Here is a 16773-nt window from a genome sequence, read left to right on the forward strand (position 1 = left end):
AATAAAAGCTCGAGGAGGTAAAATGAAAAATAAATTTTTTTATTTAGCAATTCCCTTTATTATATATATTATTATTGTAATATTATCAAACAGATATTCTATTGCTTCAATTTTTTTGATACCAATTATGTTATATGCAGGGTTTATGATAAAATCAATGTCAAAATCAAACAAGAAAAATGACAGCAGTTCGGAAAGATTTTTAGAAAAATCAGAAGAAACCGTATCTTCAACATCCTATTTTGAGAAGAAAAAAACCGAAGAACCAAAAATACAAACCGGTTTTGACGATGTGGCAGGATTAGATGAAATTAAAGAAGATTTGTTGGATGTAATTGATTTTTTAAACAATGAGGATAAATATAGATTGATGGATGCAAGAGTTCCAAGGGGAATACTTCTTTATGGCCCGCCCGGAACAGGAAAAACTCTTATTGCAAAAGCAATAGCCGGTGAAGCCAGGGCTACATTTATATATTCGAGCGGATCAGAATTTGTTGAAAAATATGTGGGTGTTGGTGCAAAAAGAGTGAGAATGATTTTTGAAAGGGCACGAAAAGAGGCCCCCAGCATAATTTTCATAGATGAAATAGATGCGCTTGGAGCAAAAAGAAATTCTGAAAGCAACAATGAAAAGGATCAAACTTTAAATCAGCTTTTAATTGAATTAGATGGTTTCAACAATGTCAGCAACGTAATTGTAGTTGCTGCAACTAACAGAATGGATTTGTTAGATGAAGCATTGCTCAGACCGGGACGTTTTGACAGAAAAATATATGTTGGAAACCCCAACTTTTATTCACGCTTAAAAATATTAGAAGTTCATACTAAAAATAAACCATTGGATAAAAAAGTACTTCTAAAGGACATAGCTACAAAAACACATGGATTTTCAGGAGCCCAGCTTGCAAATATTGCGAACGAAGCAGCCTTAAAGGCCATAAAAGACAAAGCCAAGAAAATAAACAATGAAAATTTCGAATTTGCTATAGAAAAAGTTGCTGCAGGACTTGAAATAAAGCACTCAACAGTTTCAGAAAAAGAAAAAAGAATTGTTGCTTACCACGAATCAGGTCATGCCGTTGCAGCTAAGATACTTAACATAGATAAAGTGCAAAAAATATCCATAATTCCAAGAGATAAAGCTTTAGGATACGTGTTGAAATTTCCAACAGAAGATAAATACTTATATACAAAAAAGGAACTTTGCGATAAAGTTATAGTGCTTTTGGCAGGCAGAGCCTCTGAAGAAATATTTATAGGAGAAGTTTCCACAGGTGCTTCAAACGATATTAAAGAATCCACCAACATAGTATATGAAATAATCTGCAGCTACGGCATGGGTAAAAACACACAAAATACATGTATAGATGAACGATTCTTTAAATACTATCTTGAAAGCATAAAAGATGAAGCTGCCGAAATGGTAAAGGAAGCTTATGACAAAGCCTTGAACATCATTAAAGAAAATGAAACAGTCGTAGAAAAAATAGCTGAATATTTAATTAAAAACGAAACAATGAACGCAGAACAATTAGATGAACTGATGGACATAAAAAAAAAGAAGGTGCTTATATAAACCAAAAACCCAACCGGGAACGGACCTTTTTGAGACTGCTAGTCTCAAAAAGGTCCGTCCCCGGTTGGTTGGTTTATTTTAAGTAGTCCATCGGCTGTACTCTTACGCCGTTAACTCTGACTTCAAAATGTAAGTGGTTCCCGGTAGAATAACCAGTTGAACCTATTAATGCTATTGTTTCACCTCTTGAAACTGCTTGTCCTTTGCTGGCCAAAAGTCTTGAACTGTGAGCGTAAAGAGTTGCAATTCCACCACCGTGATCAACAATTATGTAATTTCCATAAGAATAATGCCATCCTGCAAAAATCACCACTCCATCATTTGTAGATACAATCGAACTGCCGTATGGAGCAGCTATATCAACGCCCCCATGCTGTGACCAAACACCTGATATTGGATCATATCTGCCTCCAAAAGGAGATGTAATTCTGTAATTTCCCGGAACCGGCCACGCCATTTCTCCGCCTGCATATTCGACAGCACGCTGCGCTTCCAGTATTGCTTTTTCAATTTTAGCTGACTGAGCATCCATCTCAGCTTGCTGTCTTTGAATTTCGTTTATGTCACTTTGTATACTTGACATATACGATTCTTTTGAACGAGAAGCAACAGTTACTTCATTTTGTTTAGCGGCCAAATTATTTATTACTGCAGTTAATTCCAGTCTTTCAGTTTCCTGACTTAATTTAAGTTCTTCAATTTCTGCTTTTTGCTCTGTTATGCTTTTCAATAAATCAACATCACTTTTAACTATTAACTGAATCATGTCCATTCTTGTCAATGCATCCACAATATTTTCAGAATTCAATACTACTTCCATGTATCCTGAAGAACCATTTTCATACATTACTCTTAATCTTTCTTCCAATATTTCATTGTTATTTTCAATTTCTGTATTAAGTTCATCTATCTTCTGTTCCGATTCTGCAATTTTCATAGCAATTTCTTGCTTCTCGAGTTCATAACTGTCGGCTTCTAAATTTAAAGCTCTAATTTCACCGTCCAAAATATCAAGTTCTTGTTGCACGGTTTTCTTTTGACCTTTAAGAGCATCTGCTTGTTTGCGAAATTCACTGATTTGTTTTTCAATTTGTTGTTGTTTATACTGCAAATCTGCAATACTTCCGCCTGCAGCTGAAGGGAAGACACTTAAAGCAGTTATCATTAGCAGAATAAAAGCAATACTTTTTCTAAACATAACACACCCCTATACACTCAAGAATTTTTTCAATGAAACCAAACTTCCTAATAACCCAATGCCTATTCCTATAGTTAAAAATATTATTACAAGATCACTAAGCACCATTTCCACACCAATCAAGTATCCGGATATACCTGACAGTAATGCTACATAACGGCCTGCAATATAATTAATAATATAATTGTAACCAATTGCAATTATTAAAATGGCTATAACAGATCCAATAAGCCCAAGCATAACGCCCTCAACCATAAATGGTCCTCTTACATATCCATTTGTTGCACCAATATACTGCATGAGCTCTATTTCACTATGTCTGTTCAATACAGTAATTTTAATAGTGTTAGAAATAATAAATACGCTTATAAGCAAAAGTACAATTATTAAACCTGCTCCAAGTTTTTTAACAAAATCCGCAATTTTTATTAAACTGTTTACAGCATCCTTATAATACTTGACATTTTCTACACCTTCAAATGTTTCCAACTTCTCAATAACAGCTTCAGACATGCTTACATCCTCAAGCTGTACAATATATGTGTTTGGTAGCGGATTAAATCTTAATCCTTCCAAGAGGAATGCATCCTCTCCCCAGTCTTCTTTTAATTTGTCAAGAGCATAGTCTTTTGTTTGAAATGCTACACCTAAAACACCATCAATTTCCCCAAACGACTTGCCCATTTCATCTATTTGATTTTCATCAACATCATCCTTAATGAAGACTGCAATTTCATCAAATGATTCTTTAGTTACCAGCGCTACATTATTTACATTCAATACTATGACAAGTACAAAACCAAGTATTATTAAAACCGCTGTTACAGAGCCTACTGATGCAAGTCCCATCATTCGATTTCTCCACATGCTTTTAAAAGCTTGTCTAAATATATAATTAAATTTTTTTGGGTTCATTTATGTATCCCCCTGCTTTAATATCTCTGATAATGGCACCTGATTTAAGTTCAATAACTCTTTTTTGATAGAGATTTACTATTTCCCTGTCATGAGTTGCCATTATAACTGTTGTCCCTCTTTTATTAACTTCAGTGAGGATTTTCATAACCTCTTTCGATGTATCAGGATCCAAATTACCCGTAGGCTCGTCCGCAATTATTGTTTCAGGTTTATTTATAACAGCTCGTGCTATTGCAACTCTTTGCTGTTCACCCCCGGACAACTCGTCCGGATAATGTTTCGCTTTGTCGCTTAAACCTACCATACTAAGTACCAGTGGCACTTCTCTTCTGATGTTTTTTGAAGTACAGCATATCATCTCCATTGCAAATGCTATATTTTCATAAACCGTCATTTTCGGAAGGAGTCTATAATCCTGAAAAATAAAACCAATTTTGCGTCTGTATTCAGCAACATTTCTTTTTCTTATTTTTGTTATATCCTGACCATTGTATAAAATAATACCTTCACTTGGATTTATCTCTCTTAATAATAATTTTATCAAAGTACTCTTGCCAGCACCACTCTTGCCAACTATAAATATAAATTCACCATTATCTATTTTAAAGTTAATATTCTTAACTGCTGTAAATTCTTTTTTATATATTTTTGAAACATTATTGAATTCTATCACCGTACCACCTCTTGCACATACTATTATATAACACATTTTGACAAAATTACAACTATTACTATTCTATTTTACTTTATTTTCATACAAAATGAAATGTTTATTTTTGGTTTTAACAAAAATAATTAACATTTTAAATAAATATTTCATACAAAAAAGTTGCTCCGCAACTCCGCTATGGGGACCTATGTCCCCCTTCGGCGTTAAAACGCATACGCGTTTTAACTGAGCCCCCCCCTTAACGGCAAGGACGTCCCGTCCTTTGCAATCCTCGTTTTTTATATAATAATTATATAAAAAAATGAGATTCTTATGGTACAGGCTAAAGAATCTCATGTTTTAATTGAATAATAAATTATTAATTATACACTCTTAATTAACAATTGATTAGTGTGTATATTCTTTTTCCAAAACAACTTTCTGTGGCAATTCTTTCATTTCTGTTTTTACAACTTTAAATGGATATGTTAAAATTTGTGCTGTTACGTCCCCTGGTTTAGGATCAGTGTACTCAGCATATACAGTCAATACATTTTCACCATCAACATTGCTTAGAGTCAGTTTGTCAATTTCCACTTCATATCCTGCAGTATTTTTCTCTCCTCTTGTTACCACAACATAGACATCATCATTAACTCTGCACACAAGAGCTTTTTCTTTCATTCTGTAATTCGGTAAAACTTCACTTATCTGTTCTGGTATATTCTCAGGTTCAATACTCTCAAAACTCACGTTTTGCGCATCCTTCCCTCTTAGGTATCTGAAAAAAAACAAAAGAGCAGCTATAAATACAACAATCGCAACTATGGTTATAATCCTTTTCATAAACATCCCCCTAAATATATACTTCCTTATATTTTATTCTATCGTTTAAAATTTATGCTAAATAGGCAATAGTTTGTTTACAAAATGTGAGAATAAAGTATTTGACAACTCAGCTTGTCTTTAAGTATAATTTTAGTATAGTAACTAGCCGGACGAAACGCTAGGATAGGTTTTTTGTAAAACAAGCAAAAAATTTGGTAAATTTCTGTTTTAAGAAAGGGGTTGAAAATATGTCTTGTGATTGTAATGAATTTCAAAATTTAACAGCTAATTTGCAGTTATTGAACAAAAGCATATTAGATATTGTAACAAAACTTGATGAACAAACATCTATGCTTAACAGAGCTGTATTAAAATCTGCAACACATTGCGGTTGTATTGAAATACATGCTACAAAACAACTATATTCACAAAATAAAACGCTGGAGGAAAATCAACTAGACTTAGATAATCATATAGAGGGTGAATTGTGTCCTAAATGTCAGGATAAAATCGAAGAAGAAATGGGCGAACTTTTATTTTATCTAGTGTCGATGTGCGAGGCTTTAGGTCTTAATTTCAACGACATCATGTCTAAAAAATTGGACCACTTGAAAACATTGGGAATATACAACCTTCTTTAGTATAAATATCAACGAACAATGAATAATAAAGAGATTCTTACGTCTAGTCTCAGAATGACAGCGTCTTAATTTATACTTTATCACCAATGAAGCGCTTAGAAATACCTAAGCGCTTCATTATATTAATTATTATTGCTCTCTTTGTGTTAGTTCTATAAGAACTCCAAACGTACTTTTTGGATGGCAAAAAGCTATTTTTGCTCCACCAGCACCATAACGAGGTTTTTCATCAATCATTCTTATACCTTTTTCTTTCATTTCTGCAATTGCTGCTTCAATATCATCAACCCTGTACGCTATATGCTGAACACCTTCGCCATTCTTAGCAATGAATTTTGCGATTGCACCATCTTCTTCAGTAGATTCCAACAATTCAACTTCTGAATCTCCAATCGGCAAAAATGCAACCTTTACTTTTTGCTCTTGAACTATTTCAGTTCCAGCAGATTTTACTCCAAGAATATTTTCATAAAAATTTACGGCATCATCTAGATTTTTTACTGCAATTCCAATATGATCTATTTTATTAACCATTTTACTCTCCTTTTTCAAACGAAACAGCTGCTTTGGGGACGGTCCCAGCTTTTTCTTTAATTTTTGATTGCATTTAAAAATTCATCTCTTACTTCGTAGATATTTTTTTCTTTATTTATTATTTCATTTACTTTGCTATCCAGTTTATTTTCTTTGTCAGTGTGTGATATAACAATTTTTCTGAGCTCAGCTTCAATGAGTTCAACTACTTCAATTTTTAAATTATTTTTTCGTCTTTCTTCAAATTTGCCACTTGTCTTTAGATAATCTATATGATTTTTTATTTCTAAAACCAAATTATCGATTCCTTCATTTTTAACAGCAACTACTTTTAAAACCGGAGGTCTTCTTTCCACAGCCATATTTAAATCCAGCATCATATTCACTTCTGTTGCTGTTCGGTCCGCTCCAAACAAATCGCTTTTGTTTATTACAAAAATATCCCCGATTTCCATAATGCCAGCCTTTATAGACTGAATATCATCACCCAAGCCCGGTACCATTACCATTAAAATAGTATCAGCAGTTTTAATAATATCTACTTCCGATTGTCCAACTCCCACAGTTTCAATAATTATATAATCATATCCTGCTGCATCAAGTATTTTAAGAGCATTCTTTGTAAATTTAGAAAGTCCTCCCAAATAGCCTCTAGTACCCATGCTTCTTATGAAGACATTTGGATTTAGAGCTAAATCCTGCATTCGTATTCTGTCACCAAGTATGGAACCCCCTGAATATGGACTGGTCGGATCAACAGCAATTATTCCAACTTTTTTTCCTTCATTAATGAGAAATTTTACAATTTTGTCGGTCAAAGTGCTTTTCCCTGCTCCCGGTGGTCCGGTTATTCCTATTACATGGGCATTTCCTGTATATCGATGTATTTCCCTTAGTATTTTTTCAGCTTCTTCAGAATTGTTTTCTACTGCGGTTATAAGCTTGGCACATGCTCTTTTGTCACCGGCAAGCATTCGCTGAACTAATTCCATTTTGTTCTCCTATTGTATCCGTTATTCTTTTACATTTTTATTTATGTAATCAATCATTTGAGTTGTTGTAGTTCCCGGTGTAAATATTTCTGCAATTCCCGATTGTTTTAAAGCCGGAATATCATCATCAGGAATAACCCCTCCACCAATAATAAGTATGTCATCAACACCTTGTTCTTTTAAAAGTTCAACAACCCTTGGAAACAAGTAATTATGTGCTCCTGACAACAAACTCATACCTATGACATCTACATCCTCTTGAATAGCTGCTGCAACTATTTGCTCAGGAGTCTGTCTTAATCCTGTATATATAACTTCCATACCTGCATCTCTAAGTGCTCTTGCTATTAGTTTTGCTCCTCTGTCATGGCCATCAAGACCTGGTTTAGCTACTAAAACTCTAATTGTCCTACTCATTTTCTCCTCCTGATTAAAGCAGTACTGCTTGCTCATATTCTCCGAACACTTCCCTCATAATATCACATATTTCTCCCAGCGTAGCATATTCCTTTACTGCTGCTAATATATGCGGCATTACATTCTCAGTACCTTCACAAGCTTCTTTCAATGCTTCAAGTTTTTCTTCTACAGCCTCATTATTTCTTGATGCTTTTACATCTTGAATTTTTTTCTTTTGCATTTCACCGACAATAGGGTCAACTTTCAAAAGTCCTTTCGGAGATTCTTCCTTAACTTGATACTTGTTGACTCCAACAACTATTCTATCAAGAGATTCAATTTCCATCTGATATTTGTATGCTGAATCTGAAATTTCCTTTTGAATGTAGCCTAGGTCTATTGCTCTTGCAGCTCCACCAAGCTCATCTATTTTCGTTATATATTCCATAGCTTTATCTTCAATTTCTTTTGTTTTAGCTTCAACAAAATACGAACCTGCTAATGGATCAATCGTGTTAGTAACACCAGTTTCATTGGCAATAATTTGCTGTGTTCTTAGAGCAATTGTAACTGAATCTTGGGTAGGAAGAGCCAACGCTTCATCTCTGGAATTTGTGTGCAATGATTGAGTTCCCCCTAATACTGCAGACAATGCCTGCATAGCAACCCTGATAATGTTGTTGTCAGGTTGTTGTGCCGTCAAAGTGCATCCTGCAGTTTGAGTATGAAATTTCAACATCATTGATTTTTCATTTTTTGCATTAAATCTTTCCTTCATAATTTTTGCCCAAAGCCTTCTTGCTGCTCTGAATTTTGCAACTTCTTCAAACAAATCATTGTGTGCATTGAAGAAGAAAGAAAGTCTTGGTGCAAATGTATCAACATCAAGCCCTGCACTTATGGCAGCTTCTACATATGCAATGCCATCAGCAAGAGTAAATCCAACTTCCTGAGCTGCAGTAGACCCTGCCTCTCTTATGTGATATCCTGAAATGCTTATGGTGTTCCATTTTGGAACTTCTTTTGAGCAATATGCAAATATATCAGTAATAAGCCTCATTGATGGTTCTGTTGGATATATGTATGTTCCTCTTGCTATATATTCTTTCAATATGTCATTTTGGATAGTACCTCGCAATTTATCTGCAGATACTCCCTGTTTTTCAGCAACAGCTATATACATAGCCAAAAGAACCGCTGCAGGAGCATTAATTGTCATTGATGTACTTACTTTGTCCAAAGGTATACCACCAAATAATATTTCCATATCCTTTAATGAGTCGATGGCAACACCAACTTTACCTACTTCTCCCTGAGAAATAGGATTGTCAGAATCATATCCTATTTGTGTGGGCAAATCAAATGCTACTGATAAACCCGTAGAACCTTGGTTTACAAGATATTTATATCTTTCATTTGATTCTTCTGCAGTTGCAAAACCTGCATACATTCTCATTGTCCAGTTTTTCCCTCTGTACATGGTAGGCTGGCATCCTCTTGTAAAAGGATATTGTCCGGGATAACCAATTTCAGTTTCATAATCAATATCTGCCACATCTTCCGGAGTGTATAATCTTTCAACTACAGCTCCTGAAACAGATTTAAATTCTATTTTGCTTTCAGGTGTTTTTTCCAGAGTTTTATTTAATAACTTTTCTTCCCAATTTTCTCTTGTCTTCTTTATCTTAGAAAGTTCTTCTTCACAAAACATGCTTACCTCCATATGTTTCACTTAATCAAATCATACATTTAATATTAATCTAAATTCTTTCAATTTGCAATAGTTTAACTAAAATGAATGCGTCTATTTATATCTTGCAAAATTCGATTACTTTAATTTTAATCAGAGTATTATAATTGTTACAATTAAAATAATGTTTCTTAAACGCAAACAACAAAAATGAGATTCTTTAAACTGCGGCTTCAGAATGACATGAATGCACTAATGTCATCCTAAGCACCAGCAAAGAATCTCATCTTAATTTTATCTTTTAATTCTTAACTTCGTTATTAAACTCCTTCGAACAACAATTCGAATTCTTTACCTGAAATTGTTTCTTTTTCAAGCAATGCCTGAGCAACTCTATCTAGTTTTTCCATATTTTCACTTAACAAAGTTTCAGTTTTATTATATGCGTCATCAATTATTCTACGCATCTCATTATCAATCTTTGCGGCAATTTCTTCACTGTAATTTCTAATTTTGTTGAAATCTCTTCCTAAAAATACTTCATCATCATTAGTACCGTAAGCCACCGGTCCAAGTTCATCACTCATACCAAAAGTTGTTACCATTGCTCTCGCAATTTTTGTAGCTCTCTCAATATCATTCGATGCTCCGGTTGATATATCATCTAATGCTAATTTCTCAGCTACCCTTCCACCAAGCAACCTTACAATATTTTCTTCCATTTCAGTTTTAGAAGAGTAAGATCTGTCTTCTTCGGGCAAATACATTGTGAACCCGCCGGCTCCTCCTCTAGGAATTATTGTAATCATATGAACTGGATCTTTATTTGATGAAAGTCTTGCTACAACTGCATGACCCGCTTCGTGATAAGCTGTGAGCTTTTTCTCATTTTCGCTTATTACCTTGCTTCTCTTTTCAGGGCCTGCTATTACTTTAGTTATAGCTTCTTCAATAATATCCATTGTTATCAATGTTTTATTGTGCCTTGCAGTCAATAAAGCTGCTTCATTCATTGCATTTTCAAGATCTGCCGGTGTAAACCCAGGGGTACGCTTTGCAACAATCTCTAAGTTTATATCATCTGCTAATGGTTTTTTTCTAACATGAATTTTTAATATTTCTTCTCTTGCTTTTACATCAGGAAGTCCAACACGAACTTGTCTGTCAAATCTACCCGGTCTCATTAAAGCAGGGTCAAGAATGTCAGGTCTGTTTGTTGCAGCTATGATGATTATTCCTTCATTACCTGCGAAACCATCCATTTCAACCAATAACTGATTTAATGTCTGTTCTCTTTCATCGTTGCCGCCGCCCATTCCGGCGCCTCTTCTTCTTCCAACTGCATCTATTTCATCTATAAATACTATGCATGGGGAATTTTTCTTTGCCTGATCAAATAAATCCCTTACTCTTGATGCTCCCACACCTACAAACATTTCAACAAAGTCAGAACCGCTTATGCTGAAAAAAGGTACTCCAGCTTCTCCTGACACTGATTTTGACAAGTATGTTTTTCCTGTTCCAGGAGGTCCCACCAAAAGAACACCTTTTGGTATACGAGCTCCAAGTCTTACAAATTTACCAGGATTTTTAAGAAAATCAACTATTTCGCTAAGTTCTTCTTTTTCCTCATCAAGACCAGCCACATCAGCAAAACTAATTTTTTTGCTTGGATCATCATCCTTGACCATTTTAGCTCTGCTCTTTCCAAAGGACATGGCCTTGCCTGTACCCCCACCCTGTGATTGTTTCATAAAAACATACCACAGCACACCTAAAAGAATAAGCATTCCTATTGTAGGTAACGCCTGAACCCACAATGGAGTAGCTGGTATTGGTTCACCATTTAAAACTATTTCACCGGTTTCAACCTTTTCAGATAGATATTTATCATAAAAGCTTGAAGAAAACAAAAATACAGTTGGCACATAAGAAGTAAATTCTGTGTCATCCTTGTAAATACCGTTAACTTCGCTTTCTGTAAAGGACAGTGATTTTATATTGTCATTTTGTATCTGAATTATAAGCTCGCTATAACTTATATTTTGCACATCTTCTGCTGGCTCGACCATACTTTGCACCAACAATATTATTACAACAAATATAAGAATATACATAGCAATGCTTTTCATAAATCCTTTCAATTAAAGCCTCCTCTTTGTCTAAAGACTACACTTAATAGTAAAATTGTATCATAAAATGCAGTGTATTACAATTATTTTGTGTTCATTATTTTTAGTTAGAATATATTTCTTCCTTCAAAATTGCTATGTAAGGCAGATTCCTGTATTTCTCAGCATAATCAAGTCCATATCCAACAACAAATTCATCTGGAACCTGAAAGCCTGTGTATTTAATATCCAATTGAGCTGTTCTTCTGTCCGGCTTGTCGAGTATTGTACAAATTTCTACAGATTTAGGACCTCTTGACTTCAAGTTCTCAGCCAAGTATGACAATGTCAACCCTGAATCAATTATGTCTTCAACTATAAGCACATGCCTTCCTTCAATTGATGCATTTAAATCTTTAAGTATTCTTACAACTCCGGAAGATTGCGTGTTGGAGCCATAACTGGAAATTGCCATAAAATCAATATCTAAAGGTAAATCTATATGTCTCATCAAATCACTTACAAAAATTACCGCACCTTTTAATACGCAAACTAAAAGCAAATCCTTTCCCCTATATTCCTCCGTAATTTTAGCACCAAGCTCGGCAATCTTGGCTTGCAATACATCCTCCGCAATTAGTACACTTTTAATATCACTATTCATTAGTGCTCCTCCTTAAAGTAAAGTTTAATATTTTTATCGTTGAAGATGACACTTTGTAACTGTTGTGGATTCTGAAGCCCTCAAGCCATAATATGTTATCATCATCCGCAATTATAAGTTTACTGTCTCTTTCTTCTGCCGGTACTTTCATATCTATGAAAATATCCTTAATTTTTTTACTTCCTGTGTTCCCACACGGAATCATAAAATCCCCTGCTATTCTATTTCTAACAATAAGATTTCCTTTTATTAAATCATAATCCAAGTTAATGCTGTTTGTATCCGTTATATCAACTTCAGAAATGTCCATAACTTTACAAGTCAAAATTTTACCGACTTCTGTAATATTTACAGCTGTTCCCAACACAATGTTATATTTAAACTTTGGAATACTTTCAACAATTTTATTGACTATAAAATTATCATAGCTTATGTCAATTGTAAAACCCTCGGACAAATTAATTTTTTTGCCCGTCTTGCCCGTTTTAATAAAATCAATTGCATAATTAATATGTTTCATTTCAATATTGACTGTATTTCCTTTTAATTGTTCAATGGAACGCCTAATAATCCTGCCTGTTTCGCCGTCATCCATTTGCTTTAATTTATTCAAATCCAATACGACTTTATTTTGATCTCTTTCTAGCAGCACTTCATTAAATTTTAATTCAACGTATTTTTCTATGATTTTTTTGTCTCTTTCCATTGTTTCGGACATTCTGTACAATGAGTTTTGGATATTAGGATTAAAATTCTTCTCCAGATATGGTATTAAATTCAGTCTTATTTTATTTCTGCCGTAAATAGCCTGAGTGTTTGTTATATCAAGGCAAGATTCATAATTGTTATCTTTGAGGTATTTCTCTATTTCTGTTCTCGAAACACTGAGCATCGGTCTAATTATATCTTCCTTAACAAATGACATAGCACTTAGACCGTCAATGCCGCTGCCTCTTATAATTCTTTGCAGAACTGTTTCAGCCTGATCGTTTAAATTGTGGGCGATTGCAATTTTGCCTCCGCCAACTTCCTTTAAATTTTCCCTAAAAAAATTATATCTTAAAATTCTTCCTGCTTCTTCTTCGGTTACCTTAAGTTCCTGAGCATACTCAGTAGCATTTTTGCGCTTTACAAAAATTTTTATGCCATATTCACTACAGAGTCTACGAACAAAATCTTCATCATGCTGTGCATCCTTCCCTCTGTACATATGGTTTATATGTGAAGCATACAAATTAAAACTTAAGCTTTCCTTTAATATTCTTAAGTTGTGAAACAAGAAAACAGAATCAGGACCGCCTGATAAACCGATTAATACGTTATCTCCATATTTTATTAAATTCTTATCCAATATATTTTTTTTAACCAAATTATACATAGTGTTCCTCGTTTATTTGCATAGCATAGATTATACCATAAAATTTGAAAATATAAACTATTTTTTTATTATTTTAAATTTTGCAAAAAAGATGAGATCCTTCGCTACGCTCAGGATGACAGCAACATAAGCTTTCACCATCCTAAAAGACCTCATCTTTAAGCATTAAATTATTATCCTATTTTAGTAACAAGCACTGTCATATCATCAATTATTGTATTCTGACCTCTGAGTGCATAACTTAATACCGAATTTGCTATCGTTTGTGGATCCTTATGTGCTATCAATTCCAAATATTTGTCAAGGGATTTCTTTGAATCCATATTTATAGAGTCAATAATACCATCAGACACCATAACAATGATATCACCAATTTTAATTTCCTTTTTAAACGAACTGTACTCAAAATTATCAAGAATACCCATCGGAAGACTTTTACCGGATAATTTTTCAACATTTTTGCTGCTCACGATATATGTTGGTGCAGCACCAGCCTTGTAGAATCTTACTGCCTTAGTTCCATAATCAATTATGCTCAAATCAAACGTTACAAAATGTTCATCTTCAAATTTAAGCATTAAAATAGAATTTAACGTTCTTAAAATCTGCTCTTCAGAAAAGTCGGTATATAAAAATTTCGACAAAAGATCAACAGCACCATTGCTTTCATTGAAAGCTTCCTGACCGGAACCTATTCCATCGCAAAGAACTGTATAATACCTGTCCGCCCTTCCGGCGTAAGCGAAACTATCGCCTGAAACTGCACTCCCATCCTTTATAGCCGTAGCACTGTAAGTTCTTATTTTAATTCTTTTTATATTTTTAAATTTCAGCACATAATAATTAGGCGAAGCAATAACTCTTTCAGTGCACCTGAGTTTCACACCGCAAACATTTCTTGCAATTAATTCAATTGCAGATTCAGCTTCGTCTGATGACTTTTCTGTTTTTACTGTAACGCTTAAAACAATTGTATTCTTGTTTGAAGAAACAACTTCAAAAAACTTAACATTAATGTTTTGCCAAAGCAACTGTTCCTTAATTTTAGCTTTTGCTTTTTCGGAAAATATATTGATAAATTTTGCCTTATTGAAGTCAACAACACTACTTAACCGTTTATCATCTGAAATTGCTGAAGCAAATTCTGAATCTAGACTTTCACTGATTTCATCTTTAGCCATATGTCTTTTAAATCTGTGAATATTTTTATTTTTAGCAACTTTTTTAATATTGCTTAAACTTCGTACAATTTCATTAATCAAAACAATTGCACTAAAAACAAATAAAGTTTCAAAAAAATTAAGCACTAATCCATTTATGTTAAATCCATCTGCCACGAGAATTGTTGTTTTAGAAACAAACAATACTGCGCCGGCATAGAAGGCAATTAGCATAATAGGTTTTTTATCTTCATTCCTGAAATTAAAGAAATATGCATATACTGCGATTAACATTATAATATAAACAAAATCAAAACGTACAGACAAAATTGCTAAGATGGTTGTCCCAAGCATTAACAAAGAACTTCCCTTTATGTTGGAATACGAGCATAACACTACAATAGCAAACGGAAATATTTCATCTATAATATTTTGCCTGGAAATGAAAAAACACACCAAAAATAAAAACCAATTTTCCTTGACGTGTTTAATTTCATTATTAAAAATATTTTCTAAAAAACTCAAATCATACTTTTTTTCGTTAGTTTTTCCAATCATATTTCCCACCTCTCAATTCATAAGAATATAGTAGCAGAAACTGATTGTAAAATACTGTCAAAATATGCTTTTAAAATCAAAATTTATTCATTTTGCAATTCTTCTTCAAAACCGATACCTTGTATTAACTTATTATCGTTTTTATTTTTGTCTATGTAGATAGTTTCATTAGGCTTTACCATTTTATATTGATCCCGGGCAATCTTCTCAACTAGTTCAAAAAGAGCATCCTCATCATTCATTTTTTCAACATCATCCTTTAGTTCCGTGACTTGTTTTTCCACTTCAGCCTTAACTAACATTTTTTCATCAATTTCATTATTTAATTCATTAAGCATTTGATATTGGTTAAAAGCTGTGTACGCAAAATAAAAAACAAATATAACGAAAATAAAATTAATAATGTTTAATTTTCTTTTCTTCTTTATTGGAGCAGCAAACTTTTTTTGTCTTGTTTGATCTTTAATTTCTTTTTCCTGTCTTCTGAAGTCATCATGATTTATTTTTTTCTTTAATTCTATGATTTTTTGTTCTTCATCCAATTAGTTTTTGCTCCTTTCTTCCTTTGTTTTTGCCATTTTTCCGTCTCTTGCTTTTATTTTTATTATATATCAATTTTCTATTTTTGGAAACCTTTTTTAGCCTAAATTTAAAAAATTTGTACCTTTTTTTTGCTTTATTTCGCAATTTATCGTATTTTAATTTCAAAGGATACAATATACCTTTTAATAATTCTATAATATATTTTATCGGTTCAATTAAGAAAAAAATAATCTTTTTTACAACTTTTAATATTAAATCAATGATACGGATGAATACCTTTAAAAAATAGCTACTTAAACCATAGAAATACAAAAAAGCACCCAGCATAAAACCCATTAAAATAAACATCCTGACATTACCGTAGCTTATGTCGAGTATCAGTTGAATGCTAAAATAAATGCTTATAATCCAATAAATTAAATCCCCTAATGCAATGCCAATTGTGCCCATTTTAACATAATGTCTTACAAGGCGATATATGTCCCAAACAAATCCGAGAAGCATTCCTCCCATAATCGATACTGCAAGCATATATTCTTGAGAGTAAGGTAAGAAATCCATATGAACCTACTTAAAAAGTTTTTTTACCAAACTTATTTTTTCCTTTTGGCCTTCATATTCAGAATACAACAAAGAATTGATAACACCTTTTACAATAAGCTTTCCTTCATCTACATTTAACTTGCTTATGGTGAGTTTTTCTCCCTTTATGGTGAGTCTACCTTTGTTTGTAATAAGCACTACAGTTGCATCATTAAAATTATCTACGCCTTCCACACCTGTTACATTTAGTAATTCTTTATTTTCAAGCAATAAGCTTTGAACATTTTTTTCATCCATAATTCCCTCCTGATTGGATAACATCCGTAATCTATTAATAAATTATATGAATTTCATCAGCAAATATGAATAATACTGTCTGAGGCAAAAG

The 16773-nt window shown here is 33.2% G+C and carries 17 protein-coding genes; 2 read left to right on the plus strand and 15 right to left on the minus strand.

The window, feature by feature from the left end; genetic code table 11:
* Positions 1-22: 22 nt before the first annotated feature.
* Entirely contained in the window at positions 23-1579 is a 1557-nt protein-coding gene (locus tag SA378_RS00695; RefSeq protein WP_318524074.1) for an ATP-dependent metallopeptidase FtsH/Yme1/Tma family protein, read from the plus strand.
* A 73-nt stretch (positions 1580-1652) separates the two neighbouring features.
* Here the strand turns inward: SA378_RS00695 and SA378_RS00700 are convergent, their stop codons facing one another.
* The 4 genes from SA378_RS00700 to SA378_RS00715 form a co-directional block, all read right to left on the minus strand.
* Complete coding sequence (locus tag SA378_RS00700) at positions 1653-2777, minus strand: murein hydrolase activator EnvC family protein (protein WP_318524075.1); 1125 nt, start codon at positions 2775-2777, stop codon at positions 1653-1655.
* 9 nt (positions 2778-2786) lie between these two features.
* Entirely contained in the window at positions 2787-3692 is a 906-nt protein-coding gene (gene ftsX / locus SA378_RS00705; protein WP_318524076.1) for a permease-like cell division protein FtsX, read from the minus strand.
* A complete protein-coding gene (ftsE, locus tag SA378_RS00710; protein ID WP_318524077.1) occupies positions 3673-4368 on the minus strand; it encodes a cell division ATP-binding protein FtsE in 696 nt (231 codons plus the stop codon). Before ftsE ends, ftsX begins: the two co-directional genes overlap by 20 nt.
* A gap of 384 nt (positions 4369-4752) precedes the next feature.
* Positions 4753-5190: a protease complex subunit PrcB family protein gene (locus tag SA378_RS00715; protein WP_318524078.1), complete on the minus strand. Its 438-nt coding sequence runs from the start codon at positions 5188-5190 to the stop codon at positions 4753-4755.
* Between the two features lie 230 nt (positions 5191-5420).
* Between SA378_RS00715 and SA378_RS00720 the strand changes: the two genes are divergently transcribed.
* A complete protein-coding gene (locus SA378_RS00720) occupies positions 5421-5813 on the plus strand; it encodes a DUF1573 domain-containing protein (protein ID WP_318524079.1) in 393 nt (130 codons plus the stop codon).
* 129 nt (positions 5814-5942) lie between these two features.
* Here SA378_RS00720 and mce read toward each other — a convergent pair whose 3' ends face one another.
* The 11 genes from mce to yabP all read right to left on the minus strand — a co-directional run bounded on the left by mce (position 5943) and on the right by yabP (position 16682).
* Positions 5943-6347: a methylmalonyl-CoA epimerase gene (mce, locus tag SA378_RS00725; RefSeq protein WP_318524080.1), complete on the minus strand. Its 405-nt coding sequence runs from the start codon at positions 6345-6347 to the stop codon at positions 5943-5945.
* A 56-nt stretch (positions 6348-6403) separates the two neighbouring features.
* The gene (gene meaB / locus SA378_RS00730) at positions 6404-7339 is read right to left on the minus strand and encodes a methylmalonyl Co-A mutase-associated GTPase MeaB (RefSeq protein WP_318524081.1); all 936 of its coding nucleotides are present in this window, start codon (positions 7337-7339) and stop codon (positions 6404-6406) included.
* Positions 7340-7360: 21 nt separating this feature from the next.
* Positions 7361-7756, minus strand: coding sequence for a cobalamin B12-binding domain-containing protein (locus tag SA378_RS00735; protein WP_318524082.1), 396 nt, complete (start codon positions 7754-7756; stop codon positions 7361-7363).
* Positions 7757-7769: 13 nt separating this feature from the next.
* Positions 7770-9449 (minus strand): methylmalonyl-CoA mutase family protein, encoded by a 1680-nt coding sequence (locus SA378_RS00740; RefSeq protein WP_318524083.1) that lies wholly within the window; start codon positions 9447-9449, stop codon positions 7770-7772.
* Positions 9450-9748: 299 nt separating this feature from the next.
* Positions 9749-11560 carry an ATP-dependent zinc metalloprotease FtsH gene (gene ftsH, locus SA378_RS00745; protein ID WP_318524107.1) on the minus strand — a complete coding sequence of 604 codons (1812 nt, stop codon included), beginning with the start codon at positions 11558-11560 and terminating at the stop codon, positions 9749-9751.
* A gap of 103 nt (positions 11561-11663) precedes the next feature.
* Positions 11664-12203, minus strand: a complete 540-nt coding sequence (gene hpt, locus SA378_RS00750) for a hypoxanthine phosphoribosyltransferase (protein WP_318524084.1) — start codon at positions 12201-12203, stop codon at positions 11664-11666.
* The gene (tilS, locus tag SA378_RS00755) at positions 12196-13581 is read right to left on the minus strand and encodes a tRNA lysidine(34) synthetase TilS (RefSeq protein WP_318524085.1); all 1386 of its coding nucleotides are present in this window, start codon (positions 13579-13581) and stop codon (positions 12196-12198) included. The genes hpt and tilS overlap by 8 nt, the downstream gene beginning before the upstream one ends.
* Before the next feature lie 173 nt (positions 13582-13754).
* A complete protein-coding gene (locus tag SA378_RS00760; protein WP_318524086.1) occupies positions 13755-15299 on the minus strand; it encodes a SpoIIE family protein phosphatase in 1545 nt (514 codons plus the stop codon).
* An 83-nt stretch (positions 15300-15382) separates the two neighbouring features.
* Positions 15383-15841: an FtsB family cell division protein gene (locus tag SA378_RS00765; protein ID WP_318524087.1), complete on the minus strand. Its 459-nt coding sequence runs from the start codon at positions 15839-15841 to the stop codon at positions 15383-15385.
* Positions 15834-16403, minus strand: a complete 570-nt coding sequence (gene yabQ, locus SA378_RS00770; protein WP_318524088.1) for a spore cortex biosynthesis protein YabQ — start codon at positions 16401-16403, stop codon at positions 15834-15836. Before yabQ ends, SA378_RS00765 begins: the two co-directional genes overlap by 8 nt.
* Before the next feature lie 6 nt (positions 16404-16409).
* Positions 16410-16682 carry a sporulation protein YabP gene (gene yabP / locus SA378_RS00775; RefSeq protein WP_318524089.1) on the minus strand — a complete coding sequence of 91 codons (273 nt, stop codon included), beginning with the start codon at positions 16680-16682 and terminating at the stop codon, positions 16410-16412.
* Between the last annotated feature and the right edge of the window lie 91 nt (positions 16683-16773).

The organism is Sedimentibacter sp. (genome assembly GCF_033447055.1).
Classification (GTDB): Bacteria; Bacillota; Clostridia; order Tissierellales; family Sedimentibacteraceae; genus Sedimentibacter.

Excerpts from the sequence above, each read along its gene's own strand:
- SA378_RS00720 (WP_318524079.1), top strand. The coding sequence starts at position 5,421 with ATGTCTTGTGATTGTAATGAATTTCAAAATTTAACAGCTAATTTGCAG.
- SA378_RS00740 (WP_318524083.1), bottom strand. The coding sequence starts at position 9,449 with ATGTTTTGTGAAGAAGAACTTTCTAAGATAAAGAAGACAAGAGAAAAT.
- SA378_RS00760 (WP_318524086.1), bottom strand. The coding sequence starts at position 15,299 with ATGATTGGAAAAACTAACGAAAAAAAGTATGATTTGAGTTTTTTAGAA.
- SA378_RS00695 (WP_318524074.1), top strand. The coding sequence starts at position 23 with ATGAAAAATAAATTTTTTTATTTAGCAATTCCCTTTATTATATATATT.
- yabQ (WP_318524088.1), bottom strand. The coding sequence starts at position 16,403 with ATGGATTTCTTACCTTACTCTCAAGAATATATGCTTGCAGTATCGATT.
- ftsH (WP_318524107.1), bottom strand. The coding sequence starts at position 11,560 with ATGAAAAGCATTGCTATGTATATTCTTATATTTGTTGTAATAATATTG.
- meaB (WP_318524081.1), bottom strand. The coding sequence starts at position 7,339 with ATGGAATTAGTTCAGCGAATGCTTGCCGGTGACAAAAGAGCATGTGCC.
- hpt (WP_318524084.1), bottom strand. The coding sequence starts at position 12,203 with ATGAATAGTGATATTAAAAGTGTACTAATTGCGGAGGATGTATTGCAA.
- SA378_RS00715 (WP_318524078.1), bottom strand. The coding sequence starts at position 5,190 with ATGAAAAGGATTATAACCATAGTTGCGATTGTTGTATTTATAGCTGCT.
- ftsX (WP_318524076.1), bottom strand. The coding sequence starts at position 3,692 with ATGAACCCAAAAAAATTTAATTATATATTTAGACAAGCTTTTAAAAGC.
- SA378_RS00700 (WP_318524075.1), bottom strand. The coding sequence starts at position 2,777 with ATGTTTAGAAAAAGTATTGCTTTTATTCTGCTAATGATAACTGCTTTA.
- yabP (WP_318524089.1), bottom strand. The coding sequence starts at position 16,682 with ATGGATGAAAAAAATGTTCAAAGCTTATTGCTTGAAAATAAAGAATTA.
- tilS (WP_318524085.1), bottom strand. The coding sequence starts at position 13,581 with ATGTATAATTTGGTTAAAAAAAATATATTGGATAAGAATTTAATAAAA.
- SA378_RS00735 (WP_318524082.1), bottom strand. The coding sequence starts at position 7,756 with ATGAGTAGGACAATTAGAGTTTTAGTAGCTAAACCAGGTCTTGATGGC.
- mce (WP_318524080.1), bottom strand. The coding sequence starts at position 6,347 with ATGGTTAATAAAATAGATCATATTGGAATTGCAGTAAAAAATCTAGAT.